The organism is Pedobacter sp. MC2016-15 (assembly GCF_026239695.1).
Classification (GTDB): Bacteria; Bacteroidota; Bacteroidia; order Sphingobacteriales; family Sphingobacteriaceae; genus Pedobacter.
The window spans coordinates 304,487-320,105 of sequence record NZ_JAPIVS010000007.1 but is presented as its reverse complement, the minus strand read 5'-3'; the positions used below and the strand labels follow the sequence as shown (position 1 = coordinate 320,105).

Annotated in this window: 9 protein-coding genes; 8 read left to right on the top strand and 1 reads right to left on the bottom strand. The window is 44.6% G+C overall.

The window, feature by feature from the left end; all coding sequences use genetic code 11:
- Positions 1 to 441: 441 nt before the first annotated feature.
- The 8 genes from OQY15_RS20000 to OQY15_RS19965 all read left to right on the top strand — a co-directional run bounded on the left by OQY15_RS20000 (position 442) and on the right by OQY15_RS19965 (position 14,856).
- The gene (locus OQY15_RS20000) at positions 442 to 1,497 is read left to right on the top strand and encodes a COX15/CtaA family protein (protein ID WP_265793714.1); all 1,056 of its coding nucleotides are present in this window, start codon (positions 442 to 444) and stop codon (positions 1,495 to 1,497) included.
- Between the two features lie 54 nt (positions 1,498 to 1,551).
- Positions 1,552 to 2,499 (top strand): rhodanese-related sulfurtransferase, encoded by a 948-nt coding sequence (locus tag OQY15_RS19995; RefSeq protein ID WP_265793712.1) that lies wholly within the window; start codon positions 1,552 to 1,554, stop codon positions 2,497 to 2,499.
- Positions 2,500 to 2,513: 14 nt separating this feature from the next.
- Positions 2,514 to 5,417 (top strand): triple tyrosine motif-containing protein, encoded by a 2,904-nt coding sequence (locus OQY15_RS19990; protein WP_265793711.1) that lies wholly within the window; start codon positions 2,514 to 2,516, stop codon positions 5,415 to 5,417.
- Between the two features lie 253 nt (positions 5,418 to 5,670).
- Positions 5,671 to 8,736 carry a TonB-dependent receptor gene (locus OQY15_RS19985; RefSeq protein ID WP_265793709.1) on the top strand — a complete coding sequence of 1,022 codons (3,066 nt, stop codon included), beginning with the start codon at positions 5,671 to 5,673 and terminating at the stop codon, positions 8,734 to 8,736.
- Positions 8,737 to 8,747: 11 nt separating this feature from the next.
- Positions 8,748 to 10,232 carry a RagB/SusD family nutrient uptake outer membrane protein gene (locus OQY15_RS19980; protein ID WP_265793706.1) on the top strand — a complete coding sequence of 495 codons (1,485 nt, stop codon included), beginning with the start codon at positions 8,748 to 8,750 and terminating at the stop codon, positions 10,230 to 10,232.
- 68 nt (positions 10,233 to 10,300) lie between these two features.
- Positions 10,301 to 11,665 carry a glucoamylase family protein gene (locus OQY15_RS19975; RefSeq protein WP_265793704.1) on the top strand — a complete coding sequence of 455 codons (1,365 nt, stop codon included), beginning with the start codon at positions 10,301 to 10,303 and terminating at the stop codon, positions 11,663 to 11,665.
- Positions 11,666 to 11,681: 16 nt separating this feature from the next.
- Positions 11,682 to 13,979, top strand: a complete 2,298-nt coding sequence (gene bglX, locus OQY15_RS19970; RefSeq protein ID WP_265793702.1) for a beta-glucosidase BglX — start codon at positions 11,682 to 11,684, stop codon at positions 13,977 to 13,979.
- Positions 13,980 to 14,064: 85 nt separating this feature from the next.
- On the top strand, positions 14,065 to 14,856 hold the full coding sequence (locus OQY15_RS19965) for a prolyl oligopeptidase family serine peptidase (RefSeq protein WP_265793700.1): 792 nt from the start codon (positions 14,065 to 14,067) through the stop codon (positions 14,854 to 14,856).
- Between the two features lie 28 nt (positions 14,857 to 14,884).
- On the opposite strand, the gene OQY15_RS19960 is transcribed toward OQY15_RS19965, so the two are convergent.
- Positions 14,885 to 15,610 (bottom strand): YebC/PmpR family DNA-binding transcriptional regulator, encoded by a 726-nt coding sequence (locus OQY15_RS19960; protein WP_265793699.1) that lies wholly within the window; start codon positions 15,608 to 15,610, stop codon positions 14,885 to 14,887.
- Positions 15,611 to 15,619 lie beyond the last annotated feature (9 nt).

The following is a 15,619-nucleotide window of genomic DNA, read 5'->3' as shown; positions in this document are numbered from 1 at the left end:
ATCCGAAGCGGGATGCAAAAGTAGGAAAAATATCCCGCCAGCCAAACATTATCTGCAATTCATTTGTATACGACCGCTAAAGACATGGTTTTCAGCAGGAAAGATTTTAGAAAGGCTTTGTTCGTACTTTGTTCGGGGTTTGTTATGGGTTAAACTATGGTTTAGCTAAGGTCAAGCTATGCTTAAACTATACCATGTTTACCCCATGTAGACTCCTACTTTACCAGAACTTTACCTAAAGGGTAAATATGGAGTAGAGTTGGTGTAGAGTTCTGGTAAAGATAGGGTAAACATGGTATAGCTTGACTATAGTTCGACCATAGTTGAGGGATAGTTTAACCCATAACAAACCTCGAACGAATACCGAATAATGATCACCGTCATATATATTACCAGTCCAACTGCTCAACTTTGCCCCATCAACACACATCATCAAATTAAATGATTCAAAAGTTTCACGCAGCATCTATGAAGGATACGGCGAGGCGCCAGCTTGCCATCTGGCTCTACTGTGGTGCATTCTGCGTATTTATACAAATCCTTTTGGGCGGTATTACCCGTCTTACCGGTTCCGGTCTCTCCATCACAGAGTGGCAACCCCTCCTCGGTGCATTCCCGCCTCTAAGCACCGAAGAATGGCAACACAGCTTTAACCAGTATAAAGAGATTGCACAATTTAAAAAACTAAATCATCACTTCAGTCTGACAGATTATCAAATGATATTCTTTTGGGAGTGGCTCCACAGAAACTGGGCAAGAACCATTGGGCTGATCTTTATCATTCCCTTTATGGTATTCCTCCTGCAAAAGAAAATCAATACCAGAATGTTCACCAAACTGATCTTCTTGTTATTATTAGGTGCTTTGCAGGCCGTCGTCGGATGGATCATGGTTAAAAGTGGATTGAATGACACCTCCCTCGCCGTAGATGAAATCAAACTCGCTATACATTTCATGATGGCAATCCTTCTGCTCAGCTATATCTTATGGATGGCTTTTCAGCTCAGCATCTGCCCCTATAGTATATATTATATAAGAAAGATAAAAACCATTGCCGGATTAACGTTCTTTCTCATGCTCGGCCAGCTTTTCTACGGCGCGTTAATGGCAGGCTCAAAAGCAGCTCTTGCCGCCCCCACCTGGCCGGACATCAACGGCTTCATCATCCCGCCAAGAATATTCACAGAAGAATCCCAGCTGCTGACGATACAATTTATTCACAGAATGCTGGCCTATACTATAGTAGTCACGGTGCTCATCCTTTACAGAAAAACCACTTTCCTAAAAAAACACCGCGCAACATCTCTGCTGCGCACAGGTATGCTCCTGCTGATGTGCCTGCAGATTTTTCTCGGTATAACCACCTTACTCAATAGCATCAATACCACCTACCGTCTTTATGCAATGCTGCACCAGGCCACGGGAATACTGCTGAGCATGAGCCTCCTGCTTGTTTTTTTCCTCAGCCATAAAAAACATGTGATTACACAGTATTAAATATAATTTGTAAATTTGTACCATTAAACGCCGTTTGCAGCGGTATTAAAAAAAATGAAAAAATTCCAGACACTCCTTTACTATTGCTATAGTCCTATAGCTGAGGCAGAGCAATTTGCTGCCGATCACCTTAAATTTTGTAAATCTTTAGGTCTTGTAGGCCGTATCATTGTAGCCGACGAAGGCTTAAACGGTACGATCTCGGGCACAGAAGAAGCTTGCGCAACTTACATGCAAGCAATTCATGCCGACGAGCGTTTTGCAAAAACTGAATTTAAGATAGACGATGTTGAAGAGCCTACCTTTATAAAAATGCATTGCCGGTATAAATCTGAGATCGTTCACTCTGGTTTAAGAGATACCAGTATCATCAATCCAAATGAAAAAACAGGTAAACATCTGGAACCTGCAGATTTCAAGGAGATGATTGGACAGGAAGATGTAATCATCCTGGACGTGCGCTCAAACTATGAGCACAGTCTGGGAAGGTTTAAAAATGCAGTTACCCTGGATATCGAAAACTTCAGGGATTTCCCTGAAAAAATTGCCGAACTGGAGCAGTATAAAGATAAAAAAGTATTAACCTATTGCACAGGCGGTATCAAATGTGAGAAAGCGTCAGCTCTTTTATTACACCACGGCTTTAACGACGTGTATCAGCTCCACGGCGGAATCATCAAGTATGGCAAAGAAGCCGGAGGCGAAGATTTTGAAGGAAAATGTTATGTATTTGATAACCGTATCGCGGTAGATGTAAATACAGTTAATCCAAGTGTAGTATCTACATGTTATAACTGCGGTACCATCACTGCCAAGATGATCAATTGTGCCAATCCTGAATGCAATGAGCATGTCACCCAGTGTGATGAATGTGGTACAAAAATGGAAGGCTGCTGTTCAGACACCTGCCTGACTCACCCTCGCAGAAGACCATATGACGGTACAGGATATTATGTTAAAGTTCCGCAGCCCATAAAAGCGACGGTACTCAGCCCAATGTAGTACCTTTAGCGTTCATGAAGGCCCGCTTTTACACCCGCTGTATTCTCTTTCTAAGTTTTCTCTTCCTGGGCAGTATTGCCCGGGCAGATTATATTAAAGGCATCGGGGTTCCCTATGTGCAGAATTTCCCTAAATCCGTTTATCTTTCCGGTAACCAGAATTGGGCAATCGCCAAAGATAAACAAGGGATCATGTATTTCGGGAATGCCCAGGGACTGCTCACCTATGACGGAAAATACTGGCAGCAATATACCATGCCCAACCGTCAGATTGTGCGTGCAGTAGCCGCAGCTGATGACGGAATGGTTTATACAGGCAGTTTTGGAGAGTTTGGATATTGGTCTACCAAAAACAGAAAACTCACTTACACCTCACTTACAAGCCTGATCCCATCCGGCAATACCGTAAAAGACGAAATTTGGAAAATTTACGCTGATGGTAAGAGAGTCATCTTTCAGTCGTTCAGTACAATCTATGTTTACCAGGATAAAAAAATAAGTGTCGTAAAAGGGCCGGGCTCCTTGCTATTTCTGCAGAAGGTCGGCAAGCGTTTTCTCATAGAAGTAACAGGAAAAGGCCTTTATGAACTGCAGGGTACCAAACTCGCAGCATTGCCAAACCTCGGCACCACCAGTCCGATGAACATCATGACGATCCTGCCTTACAAAGGAAACCAGATGCTGATTGGTACCAGCAAAGATGGCTTATTTATCTATGACGGAATCAGCTTCAGCCCATTTGTCACGGCAGCAAACGATTTTCTGAAGACATATCAGCTGAACAATGGCAGTAAGATCGATAAACAATATTACGCTTTTGGAACCATCCTCAACGGGCTCATTCTCATCGATGAGAACGGGAATGTGATCCAGCGGATCAACAAATCCGGCGGACTGCAGAACAATACCATCCTCAGTCTCTTTACAGACGAAGAATCTAACCTATGGACCGGATTGGACAATGGAATTGACAGGGTTGAACTCAATTCCCCGCTATATTTCTATCTGGACAAAGCCGGGCAGTTAGGCACCGTCTACTCCAGTCTGATCGACCAGGGAAACATCTACCTGGGCACCAATCAGGGATTATTCTACAGTCCCTGGTCTTCCGCTAAAGGAAACAGGTTCAACAGCTTCGACTTCAAACTGATCCCGGGTTCGCAGGGCCAGGTATGGGATCTCAGCCTGGTTGATGGTCAGCTGCTCTGTGGCCATAACGAAGGTACCTTCAGAGTAACAGGAGCCAGCATGGAGAAGATATCCACGGTAAACGGCGGATGGACGATGAAGAAATTAAACAGCAACCCTGATTATTTGATACAGGGAACTTATACAGGGCTGGTGCTCTTCAAAAAAGATGCCGCGGGGCTATGGAAATATTTCAGCAAGGTTGACGATTTCTGGGAACCTTCCCGGTATGTGGAGCAGGATGCTCATGGAGATATTTGGGTCAGCCATGCCTACAAAGGGATTTACCGGCTGACACTCAGCAGCGATTTCAAAAAGGTGGTAAAGACCAGACGTTATGACGCGAAAAATGGCTTACCGAGTGATTTCAACATCAATATTTTCATGCTGGAGAATAAACCTGTCTTCTCCTCAGATGCAGGATTTATGTTGTATGATGAGCTGAGCGACCGCTTCAGCAAGTACACTGCACTCAACAAGGGGCTGGCCAGCTTTGCCATTTCCAACAAGATCATCCCTGCCGGGCAAAAGAAATACTGGTTTATCAATCATGGCAAAACCGCTTTGGCGGATTTTCTGGAACCAGGTAAACTGTCAATCGATTCCAATCAGTTCAGCCTGTTGGACGGAAGAATGGTGCAATATTATGAAAACATCAGCAAGATCAGTGCGAACATGTACCTCGTGAGCGTCGATGATGGATTTGTAATCTACGATCCTGCAGGAAGCACTGGAACAAGCAAAAGCAAAACATTACCGGCCGTACTGATCAGACGTGTGGAAGATGTTACGGATACCTACAGCATCATCAGCGAAAATGGCAATAGCGGTGCTGAAATCGAAATTCCTTATAGCAGACATAACATCAGGATCTCCTACGCATTGCCATGGTACCGGCAGTCGACCATCAAATTTCAGTATTTCCTTGAAGGGTATTCCAAACAATGGTCTGAATGGAGCACCTCTACACAAAAAGACTTCACCAACCTGGGCAGAGGCAAATACAGGTTCCTCGTACGTGCAAAAATCAATGATAACCTGGTGAGCAAGACCAGTGTATTCGAATTTACTGTTCTCCCCCCTTTTTACGCCAGCAACTGGGCAATTGTTTTATATATATTGCTCGTCATTTGCGCGCTCTTAATGGTCAGGAAATACTATCAGAAAAAACTGCAGAAAGACAGAGATAAGATTCTGGCCAGGGTACAGCTAGAGAAAGAGGTATTCCTGAAGAAAGAAGCTGAAGCTACAGAGAAGCAGATCATCAAAATACAAACGGAGAAACTGCATGCAGAATTGAAAAGCAAGAACCGCGAACTCGCGAGTTCGGCAATGAGCCTCGTCTACAAAAATGAGCTCCTTCAGAAGCTTAGCGAGGAGATGCTCAGACTCAAAGATAAGGATGGCAAGAAGGTGGCGGACGACCATATCCGCAAAGTTCAGAAGATCATTGATGAAGGTATGAATGATGAGCGCGACTGGAATTTATTTGAGACAAGTTTCAATGAAGCACATGGCAGTTTCTTCAAAAAACTTAAAGCAAACCACCCGGATCTGGTACCGAACGACCTCAAATTATGCGCCTATCTTCACATGAATATGAGCAGTAAAGAGATGGCATCTTTGTTAAATATTTCGTTGAGAGGGGTCGAAATCAGGCGCTACAGGCTTCGGAAAAAACTCAATATTCCGCATGATAAGAACCTTGCAGAGTTCTTTATGGAACTTTAGGACTACATCATTACTACACACACGCAAAAAAAGAGTAAATATTTTTTTGAATTTACACTCATGTGTGATATCGAAAAAACCGCACTGGCATAGCCAAAAACAGCGTACATACACCCTCTGTCTCTAAAAAACACTTATTGTATTTTCTACACAAAGCTCTGTTGATGTAATATTGTTGAGGCCATTTCTTTGTTTAAACTGTTTAACAAATGGAGATTTAACCCACAATTAAACACAAAAACCAAATACGAGCATGAAAAGAATCTTTACAAAATTCTCTGTTTTAAGTTTTCTTTGTCTATTGCTTTTTAATGTTGCCTCGGCCCAAAACATCACTGTTAAGGGACTGGTATCAGACAGTCAGGATAAAACAACCCTGCCTTCTGTAAGTGTAAACATTAAAGGCACTACTACAGGAATTCAGACAGACGCCAACGGGGTCTTTACGATAAGCGCGCCCGCTGACGCAATATTAGTATTTACTTATATTGGATACACAACTCAGGAAGTTCCTGTAAACAATCAGACAACAATTAACGTAGCGATGGTATCATCCTCACAACAACTTGAGCAGGTTGTCGTAGTAGGTTATGGTACCCAGCGCAAGATAGACGTTACCGGGTCGGTAGCCAGTGTTAAAGGTGAAGAGCTGTCCAAGCAGGCTTCACAAAACCCTGTCAGCGGCCTGCAAGGTAAAGTTGCCGGTGTTTCAATCACAAACTCTGGTTCTCCGGGTTCATCCCCGCAGATCCGCATCCGTGGTTTAGGTACCATCTTTGGTAACCAGGCGCCATTATATGTAGTGGATGGAGTGTGGTACAGTGATATCAACTTCCTGAACCCTGCCGATATTGAAACACTAAACGTACTGAAAGACGCTTCGGCACAGTCCATCTATGGTATCCGTGCAGCGAATGGTGTAGTATTGGTTACTACTAAAAAAGGTAAAGCCGGTGCTCCAACAGTGATTAACTACGATGCCTTTGCCGGATTTCAGAAAGTGACAAACAAAGTTGAAATGGCCAATGCTTCAGAATATGCTACGCTGACCAACGAGTTGTCTACTTCTAATGGCGGCGCTCCGGTGATTGCCAATCCCAATGCTTTTGGTCAGGGTACCGACTGGTATGACCAGATCCTCCAAAATGCCTTTGTAACCAACCACAGTTTATCTGTAGCCGGTGGTACTGAGAAATCAACCTTCAACATCTCCCTGGGTTATCTGGATCAGGATGGTATCGTAAAAACCAATAACTACAAACGATATACTGCAAGGGTTTCCAATGACATCCAGATCTTCAAAAATCTGAAAGTAGGATATAACGTAACAGGCGTTGCCAGCAAATCAAAAGATATTCCCCTGACGATCTTCCACCAGATGTACTCTGCTTCACCAACAGTTCCGGTATTTAACCCGGACGGCTCTTACGGTGACCCAAATGATCAGCGTCTTGGAGATGGTGCAAACTTCAATCCTCAGGCTACTCTGGACTTCTTTAATCAGGTATCCAAAGACTACAGAGCTACAGGTAACATCTTTGCAGAACTGAAATTTGCCAAACACTTCACCTTCAAAACTAGTATAGGTGGTGAATTTGGACAACTTGAAGCCAGAACATATGCGCCGGTTTACTATGCAACTTTTGCACAGCAGGCTGAAAGAAGTACGCTGGACCTGAAACGTGTAGAAACACGTAACTGGATTATCGAGAATACACTGACCTATCAGAACACTTTCAAAGAAGACCATAACCTGACTGTGCTCCTGGGCCAGTCGGCACAAAGCAACAAGGCCTACACTATCAATGCTACAGCTCGTGACGTACCTTTTAACAGCGATGCCGATCTTTACCTGAGACTGGGTAATGTTGCCGACCGTAACGTGACAGATCAGGCCAGTCTGATCAAATTTGCTTCTTACTTTGCCAGAGCAAACTACTCATTCAAAAACAAATACCTGCTGAATGCTTCTATCCGTGCGGATGGTGCATCACAGTTCTATGGTAACGAGACCTGGGGATATTTTCCTTCGGTAGGTGCCGGATGGGTACTGACTAATGAAGAGTTTATGAAAAACCAGACGCTGTTCAGCAATCTGAAGATCCGTGGTAGTTACGGTATCGTAGGAAATGCAAGTGTGCCGGTTAATCCTACACAAGCGCTGATCGCACAGACAGCGAACCTTGCAGCGATCTACAATGACGTATTGTACACAGGTGCAAGCAGAAATACGCTGGTACCACCTTCCATCGTTTGGGAAAAAGGTATTGGTGCCAACGCAGGTTTCGAAGCCGGCTTCCTGAGCAACAGATTAAACATCGAAGCAGATTTTTACACACGTAAAACGTCCAGAGCCATCTTCGCACTGCCAATCCTGGGTTCATTAGGAACAGTGGATAACCAGATCCTGGGTAACCAGGCTGACCTTCAGAACAGAGGTGTAGAGCTTTCTGCTACATGGAGTGATAAATCCGAAGGAGGTCTCACCTACTCTATCAGCGGTAATATTGGTTACAATGCCAACAAAGTACTTAACGTAAGCACTGGCAGCAACCCGATTTACAGTGGTAGTACAGGTGTTACGAATGGTTTCCTTGCTACAAGAACTATCGCTGGTGATCCTATCGGGCAGTTCTACGGATACAGAACTGCGGGTATCTTCCAGGATGCAGCAGATATCGCGGCTTCCCCAACACAGTCGGGCGCCCTTCCGGGGGGGTTCAAATATCAGGATCTGAACGGTGATGGTAAGATCACCTCACTGGACAGAACGGTAATCGGGAATCCAAACCCTAAATATACTTACGGTATCAATACCAGCTTTGCCTATAAAAACTTTGACCTTGCACTGGATTTCCAGGGGGTTGCGGGGGTAGATATCTACAACTCTAACCTGGCTTACCGTTTCGGAAACGAGAACTTCACCAAGGATTTTGCAGAAAACCGCTGGCATGGACCAGGTACATCAAATACCTATCCTTCAGCTAACATTGGTTCTTCGGCTAACTCTTCGCCAAACTCGTTCTATGTATCCAGCGGATCATATTTCAGGGTTAGGAATGCACAGTTAGGTTATACCCTTCCGGGAGCGATTCTTGAGAAATGGAAAATCAAGAAAATCAGGTTCTATGCCAATGCTCAGAATGCACTCAACTTCTTCGGTTATAAAGGATTTAGTCCGGAGGTTGGTCCTGTGCCAACAAACGCGGCGGAGAAAATCTCCAACACTTTATCCAACACTACACTCAACGCTGGTTTGGATGCGAACGTTTATCCTTTATACGCGACTTACAACTTTGGTGTTAACCTGACATTTTAATCTGCAATCACATGAAACTAAGTAATAAAATATATTCAAAATCGGTTTTGGGTGCAGGTATCTTAATTGCTGCATCTCTATTCCCTTCCTGTAAAAAGGAATTTCTTAATGTTCCGCAGCAGGGACAACAACAAAGTGAGGTTTTCTGGAGAACGGCTGATGATGCCAATAAAGGTGTCAACGCGATCTACGGAAACCTGCGTTCATGGGAAAATACAGGCTTTCCGGCAGTTGCCATTGAAAGCATGGGTTCTGATGACGCAGAAAAAGGAAGTAGCCCAAGTGACGGTAGCTTCTTCCTCGATTTCGATACATTTACTATCGACCCTAATCAGGGAAACATCGGTGGTTTCTGGAACGGACAATACCGTAACATCAATTATTGCAATCAGGTGCTAGACAATGTACCGGCAATCACTATGGATGCAGCGCTTAAAGCACAATATCTCGCAGAAGCCAAGTTTGTACGTGCCTGGTCTTATTTCAGACTGGTACGTGCCTTTGGTGCCGTTCCATTACGCCTGACCGTACCGAAGGATGCTTCGGAGTATAATATTCCAAGGACTGATGCGACACAGGTGTATGCACAGATCGAAAAAGATCTGACAGAAGCTGCAGAAGCGCTGCCGGTAAGTTATCCTTCTACGGGTCTGGGCAGAGCAACAAAAGGTGCAGCCTTAACGATGCATGCTAAGGTTGCTATGTACCTGAAAAAATGGAACGATGTGTTAACATATACGAATTCGGTAATGGGCATGAGCTATAGTTTGCTGCCTAGCTTCGAATCGGTTTTCAGGCTTCCGAATGAAAACAGTACTGAATCTATCTTTGAAATCCAGTGTGCATTGGTTCCGGGAAATCCTGAGGCTTCAAACTCACAGTATTCACAGGTTCAGGGTGTCCGCGGCGCGAGAGGCGGAGGTTGGGGCTTCAATGTCCCTACGGCTGATCTTGCAGCATCATTTGAAACCGGAGATCCAAGAAGAGATGCTACCATCATCTTCAGAGGTGAAACTACACCACAGGGTGATGTGATTGATGCTTCTGGCGACAATCCGATGTATAACCAGAAATCATATGTTCCTTTCAGCCTGTTCGTAAACGGCTTTAACGAAGGTGCACAGCAAAATGTACGTATCCTGCGTTTTTCAGATGCATTGCTGATGAATGCCGAAGCGGCGAATGAACTGGGAAATACTACACAGGCACTCTCTTCTCTTGAAAGAGTACGCGCAAGAGCACGGCAGGGTAATACTGCTATCTTGCCTGCGGTAACTACCACAGATCAGGGAGCTATACGCACGGCCATCTACCGTGAGAGAAGATCAGAATTCGCAATGGAGTTTGACCGTTATTTTGATGTGATCCGTCAGGGACGCGGCGCAGCAGTGTTCGGCCCCAAAGGATGGAGAGCCGGCAGAAACGAAATATGGCCGTTACCTCAGACAGAAATCGACCTGAGCGGCGGACTGCTCACACAAAATCCAGGTTACTAATTCCCTATCTAACCAGATCATATTAAGGTTGCCGGTCTTGGCCGGCAGCCTTTTTTTAAACCATTATTATGCTGAAACAAAGATTATATTTATGCTTTCTGACCACAGTGCTTACCTTCAGCGCTTGCTTTAAAGGGCAGCAGTCAGTAGCACAGACAAAGAATACAGACCGTATAACTCCACAGCTAAAGATTCAAAAGAACCTCAGCGATGAGCAGCTGCTCGACCTGGTACAAAAACAAACTTTCCGCTACTTCTGGGACTTTGGTCATCCGGTAAGCGGCATGGCCCGTGAGCGAAGCAACAGGTCGTTCGACTATGGTAACGAAGTAGTAACAACCGGTGGTACAGGCTTTGGCGTAATGGCAACTATTGTAGCTTCAGAGCGTAAGTTCATCACCCGTCAGCAGGCTGCTGCACGCACAAAAAAAATTGTTGACTTCCTCTGGAAAGCCGATATGTTTCATGGTGCATTTCCACACTGGCTGAATGGAGAGACGGGCAAAGTAATCCGCTTCAGTCCTAAAGACGATGGAGCTGACCTTGTGGAAACGTCCTTCCTTTTCCAGGGACTGCTTACGGCACGTCAGTATTATACAGCAGATAATCCTGTTGAAAATGATATCCGAAATAAGATTCTGTGGATGTGGGAAGGCATCGAATGGAACTGGTTTACACAACAGCAGAATGTGCTGTACTGGCACTGGAGTCCAAACAACGGCTGGAGCATGAACCATCAGCTCAAAGGCTGGAATGAGTGTTTCGTCACCTATGTGATGGCAGCGTCCTCACCAAAATTCCCCATCAATAAACGTGTATACGATGATGGATGGGCAAATAGCAATACCTTCTTCAATGGTAAAAAGTTCCAGGGTATCACCCTGCCGCTGGGTTTTGATTTCGGCGGACCGCTGTTCTTCTCCCATTATTCCTTCCTCGGCTTAGACCCGCGCGGTTTAAAAGACCGTTATGCTGATTACTTTGAACAGAATAAAAACCATACCCTGATCAACCGCGCCTACTGCGTGGAGAATCCAAAAAAACACAAAGGTTATGGCGAAAATAGCTGGGGCCTTACAGCGAGTGACAGCTGGCAGGGATATGCTGCGCACTCCCCAACAGAAGACCTGGGGGTAATCAGCCCGACAGCTGCCCTTTCCGCTTTCCCTTATACTCCTGAATACTCCATGAAGGCCCTCAAACATTTCTATTTCGACCTCGGTGATAAAATCTGGAGCGAATATGGCTTTGTAGACGGTTTCAGCGAACAGCATAACTGGTATGCAAAATCCCACCTGGCAATTGATCAGGGCCCGATCATCTGCATGATAGAAAACTACCGCAGTGGTCTGTTATGGAAACTGTTTATGAGCAACCCCGACATAAAGAAAGGTCTCGATAAACTGGGCATAGAAAGTAATTCCACTAAATAATTCTAACACACAATATATGAAAAGAGCTAATTCCCTATTTTTTCTGGCAGTTGTCTTTCTGGCGAATACCGTATCCGCACAACAGAAAAAGACTGTACCAGCAGCCGATCAGAAAATGAATACCTTCATTACGAACCTCATGTCAAAAATGACTGTGGATGAAAAGATCGGACAACTTAACCTGCCCGCTGTAGGCTTCGACGTTACAGGTCCGGTGTTAAGTGAGGGAGTACCTGAAAAGATTGAAAAAGGATTGGTAGGCGGCGTCTTCAACACCTTTACCCCACAGGCAGTGGAGAAATTGCAGAAACTGGTGATGACAAAATCCCGTTTAAAGATCCCCCTGCTGTTTGGTTATGATGTGATCCACGGACATAAGACCATCTTCCCTATTCCACTCGGTTTAAGCACCAGCTGGGATCTGGACCTGATCAAAAAAAGTGCCCGTATTGCCGCAAGAGAAGCCAGTGCCGATGGCTTAAACTGGACTTTCTCACCAATGGTAGATATTTCCAGAGACCCGCGCTGGGGAAGAATTGCTGAAGGTTCCGGTGAAGATCCTTACCTGGGCTCACTCATCGGCGTTGCCATGGTGCAGGGATACCAGACCAACAGCCTTTCCAATAAAGATGCGATTCTGGCCTGTATCAAACACTTTGCGCTATATGGTGCTGCTGAAGCAGGAAGAGATTACAATACCACAGACATGAGTCTGATCAAAATGTACAATGAATACCTGCCACCATACAAAGCAGCTGTAGATGCAGGTGCTGCATCTGTAATGGCCTCATTCAATGAAATTAATGGTACTCCGGCTACCGCAAACAGATGGTTGTTAACAGATCTGCTCCGCAAAAGCTGGGGATTCAAAGGTTTTGTGGTGAGTGACTATACGGGCGTGAACGAACTTGTTCCGCACGGTTTGGGCGACCTTAAAACAGTGAGTGCCAAAGCTCTGGCAGCAGGTACTGATATGGACATGGTAGGTGAAGGATTCCTGACCACCCTGAAACAATCCCTGCAGGAAAAAACGATCAGTATGCAGACCATTGATCTGGCCTGCCGCAGAATGCTGGAAGCAAAATATAAACTGGGTCTTTTCGCGGACCCTTACAAATATGTAAACGAGGAACTCGCCAAAACAGAGATCCTTTCGCAAAAAAACAGGGCTGATGCCAAATCTATCGCTGAGGCATCAATGGTATTGCTGAAAAATGAGAATCAGGTATTACCCTTGAATAAAAAAGCAAAGATCGCTTTGATTGGCCCTCTGGCTGATGACAAACGCAATATGATTGGTAACTGGAGTGCTGCGGGCGACTGGAAACAGGCGATCGGTGTAATGGAAGGACTGAAAAATGCTGCTCCTGATCTGGATGTTACTTATGCTAAAGGTGTTAACCTGGTGGATGATCCGGCAATCTTAAAGCAGATCAATGCCAATGGTGCCGATATTGTGGCCGATGAAAAACCAGCCGACAAACTGATTGCTGAAGCTGTTTCTGCCGCCAACAAGTCAGATATCGCGGTCGTAGTTTTAGGTGAAAGTGCACTGATGGGCGGCGAAGCTACCAGCAGAACCAACCTCGATCTTTTGCCTAACCAGAAAGCATTACTGAAAGCCATTACTGCTACAGGAAAACCTGTAGTCCTGGTACTGATGAATAGCCGTCCCCTCACCCTGGAATGGGAAGATGCCAATGTTACAGCTATTCTTGAAACCTGGTTTGGCGGAACTGAAGCAGGAAATGCCATTGCAGATATTCTTGTGGGTAACTATAACCCGGCCGGCAAGCTGACGGCAACATTCCCAAGAAATGTAGGTCAGGTGCCGATTTACTATAACCACAAAAATACCGGCCGCCCGTATGATGGCCTTTCCAATGAAAAATACAAATCGCGTTATATCGACAGTTCCAACGATCCATTATATCCTTTTGGATATGGACTGAGTTATACCAACTTCAAATATTCAGCTCTTACTTTGAACAAAAGCGTGGTTAAAGCGGGTCAGCCAATCCAGGTTTCCGTGGATGTGCAGAATACCGGCAACTATGATGGTCAGGAAGTAGTGCAACTGTATATTCAGGATATCTATGGTTCCATCACAAGACCAGTGAAAGAGCTCAAAGGTTTTCAGAAGATCTTCTTCAAAAAAGGAGAAACCAAACATATCACTTTCAGCATCACTGAAGAAATGCTGAAGTTTTATAATGCAGACCTGAAGTTTGCTGCTGAACCTGGAGATTTCAATGTGTTTATAGGTTCCAATTCAAGGGATGTAAACACTGCAAAATTCAGTTTTTCAAAATAAATGCTAAGAAATAACTAGCATAATCTAAATGTTATAATTTGTTAAAACCCGCTTAAATTCAAGCGGGTTTTCTATTTTTGGGCCTATGAAGTATTACAAAATGCTCCTGTGTACACTCCTAATTTTTTGCAGCGCAAAGCTCATTGCACAGGACTTTACAAAATTTGATAAAGGCAGTTTCATCAGCACTAAAGATACCCTCCAATACAGGATTTTATTTCCTGAAGCATTTGACCCGCAAAAGAAATATCCTGTAGTATTTTTCCTGCATGGCCGTGGTGAGCGCGGAAGTGATAATGAAAAACAGCTGAGTAATGGCGGCAAGCTTTTTTTACAGGAAGATGTGCGGGCAAAATTTCCTGCCATCGTCATTTTCCCCCAATGTCCTGAAGACAGTTACTGGTCTAATGTGAACATCACAACAGATACTGCCGGAAAAAGAACTTTCACATTCCAGAAGAACGGGAAGCCTACAAAGTCAATGAGCGCACTGTTGGGTATGATTGATAATTTTCTGGAGAAACCTTATGCGGACCATAACCAGATCTATATCGGCGGGTTATCTATGGGTGGCATGGGCACCTACGAAGTATTACGGCGCAAACCAAAAACCTTTGCCGCGGCTTTTGCCATTTGCGGAGGTGACCATATAGCAAACGTCAGAAAGTATAAACAGGTGCCACTGTGGATATTCCACGGAGGCAAAGATGATATTGTGAACCCTGAATTTTCAATGGCAATCAGCAACCAGCTGAAGATTAAAGGTAAAGAAGTAAAGTTTAGCTATTATCCCGATGCTAACCATAACAGCTGGGATCTTGCACTGGCAGAACCGGAATTACTGCCATGGTTGTTTGGCCATAGCCTAAAAAAATAATGGTGGGGCTTTAGCCCCACCATCTGTATTATTCGGTCATGTTGTGATATACAGCAAGGACATCATCATCCTCATCCAGCTTATCGATCAGCTTCAGCACATCTGCTGCCTGCTCCTCCGTGACATCAGTAGTGGAAAGCGAGATACGCTCCAGCTTTGCGCTTTTCATTTCAAAGCCCATATCTTCCAGCGCTTTCTGCATCTTTCCAAAATCTTCAAAGGCAGTCTGAACTACTGCAATCTCATTTCCGTCCTCATCAGCTTCCAGGTAAAGTTCTTCCAGACCGGCATCGATCAGTTCAAACTCCAGTTCTTCCATATCTTTTTCACCAGGCACAAACCTGAAGATCGATTTACGGTTGAAGATAAAATCCAGGGAACCTGTTTTACCCAAAGATCCACCGGTTTTACTGAAATAGCTGCGTACGTTGGCAACCGTCCTGTTGGTATTATCTGTTGCAGTTTCAATCAGGATAGCCACACCATGTTGTGCATATCCTTCATAAACATGCTCTTCATATCCGTTTTCATCCTTATTTGAAGCTCTTTTAATTGCAGCGTCTACTGTATGTTTCGGCATATTTACTGCCTTCGAGTTTTGGATGGCAGTACGCAGACGTGAGTTGGTCTCCGGGTTTGGGCCTGCATCTTTAACAGCCATTACAATTTCCTTTCCTATACGGGTAAATTGTACGGCCATCTTAGCCCAACGTTTAAATTTTCTTTCTTTTCTGAACTCAAATGCTCTTCCCATTGTATAATT

Excerpts from the sequence above, each read along its gene's own strand:
- OQY15_RS20000 (WP_265793714.1), top strand. The coding sequence starts at position 442 with ATGATTCAAAAGTTTCACGCAGCATCTATGAAGGATACGGCGAGGCGC.
- OQY15_RS19995 (WP_265793712.1), top strand. The coding sequence starts at position 1,552 with ATGAAAAAATTCCAGACACTCCTTTACTATTGCTATAGTCCTATAGCT.
- OQY15_RS19990 (WP_265793711.1), top strand. The coding sequence starts at position 2,514 with ATGAAGGCCCGCTTTTACACCCGCTGTATTCTCTTTCTAAGTTTTCTC.
- OQY15_RS19985 (WP_265793709.1), top strand. The coding sequence starts at position 5,671 with ATGAAAAGAATCTTTACAAAATTCTCTGTTTTAAGTTTTCTTTGTCTA.
- OQY15_RS19980 (WP_265793706.1), top strand. The coding sequence starts at position 8,748 with ATGAAACTAAGTAATAAAATATATTCAAAATCGGTTTTGGGTGCAGGT.
- OQY15_RS19975 (WP_265793704.1), top strand. The coding sequence starts at position 10,301 with ATGCTGAAACAAAGATTATATTTATGCTTTCTGACCACAGTGCTTACC.
- bglX (WP_265793702.1), top strand. The coding sequence starts at position 11,682 with ATGAAAAGAGCTAATTCCCTATTTTTTCTGGCAGTTGTCTTTCTGGCG.
- OQY15_RS19965 (WP_265793700.1), top strand. The coding sequence starts at position 14,065 with ATGAAGTATTACAAAATGCTCCTGTGTACACTCCTAATTTTTTGCAGC.
- OQY15_RS19960 (WP_265793699.1), bottom strand. The coding sequence starts at position 15,610 with ATGGGAAGAGCATTTGAGTTCAGAAAAGAAAGAAAATTTAAACGTTGG.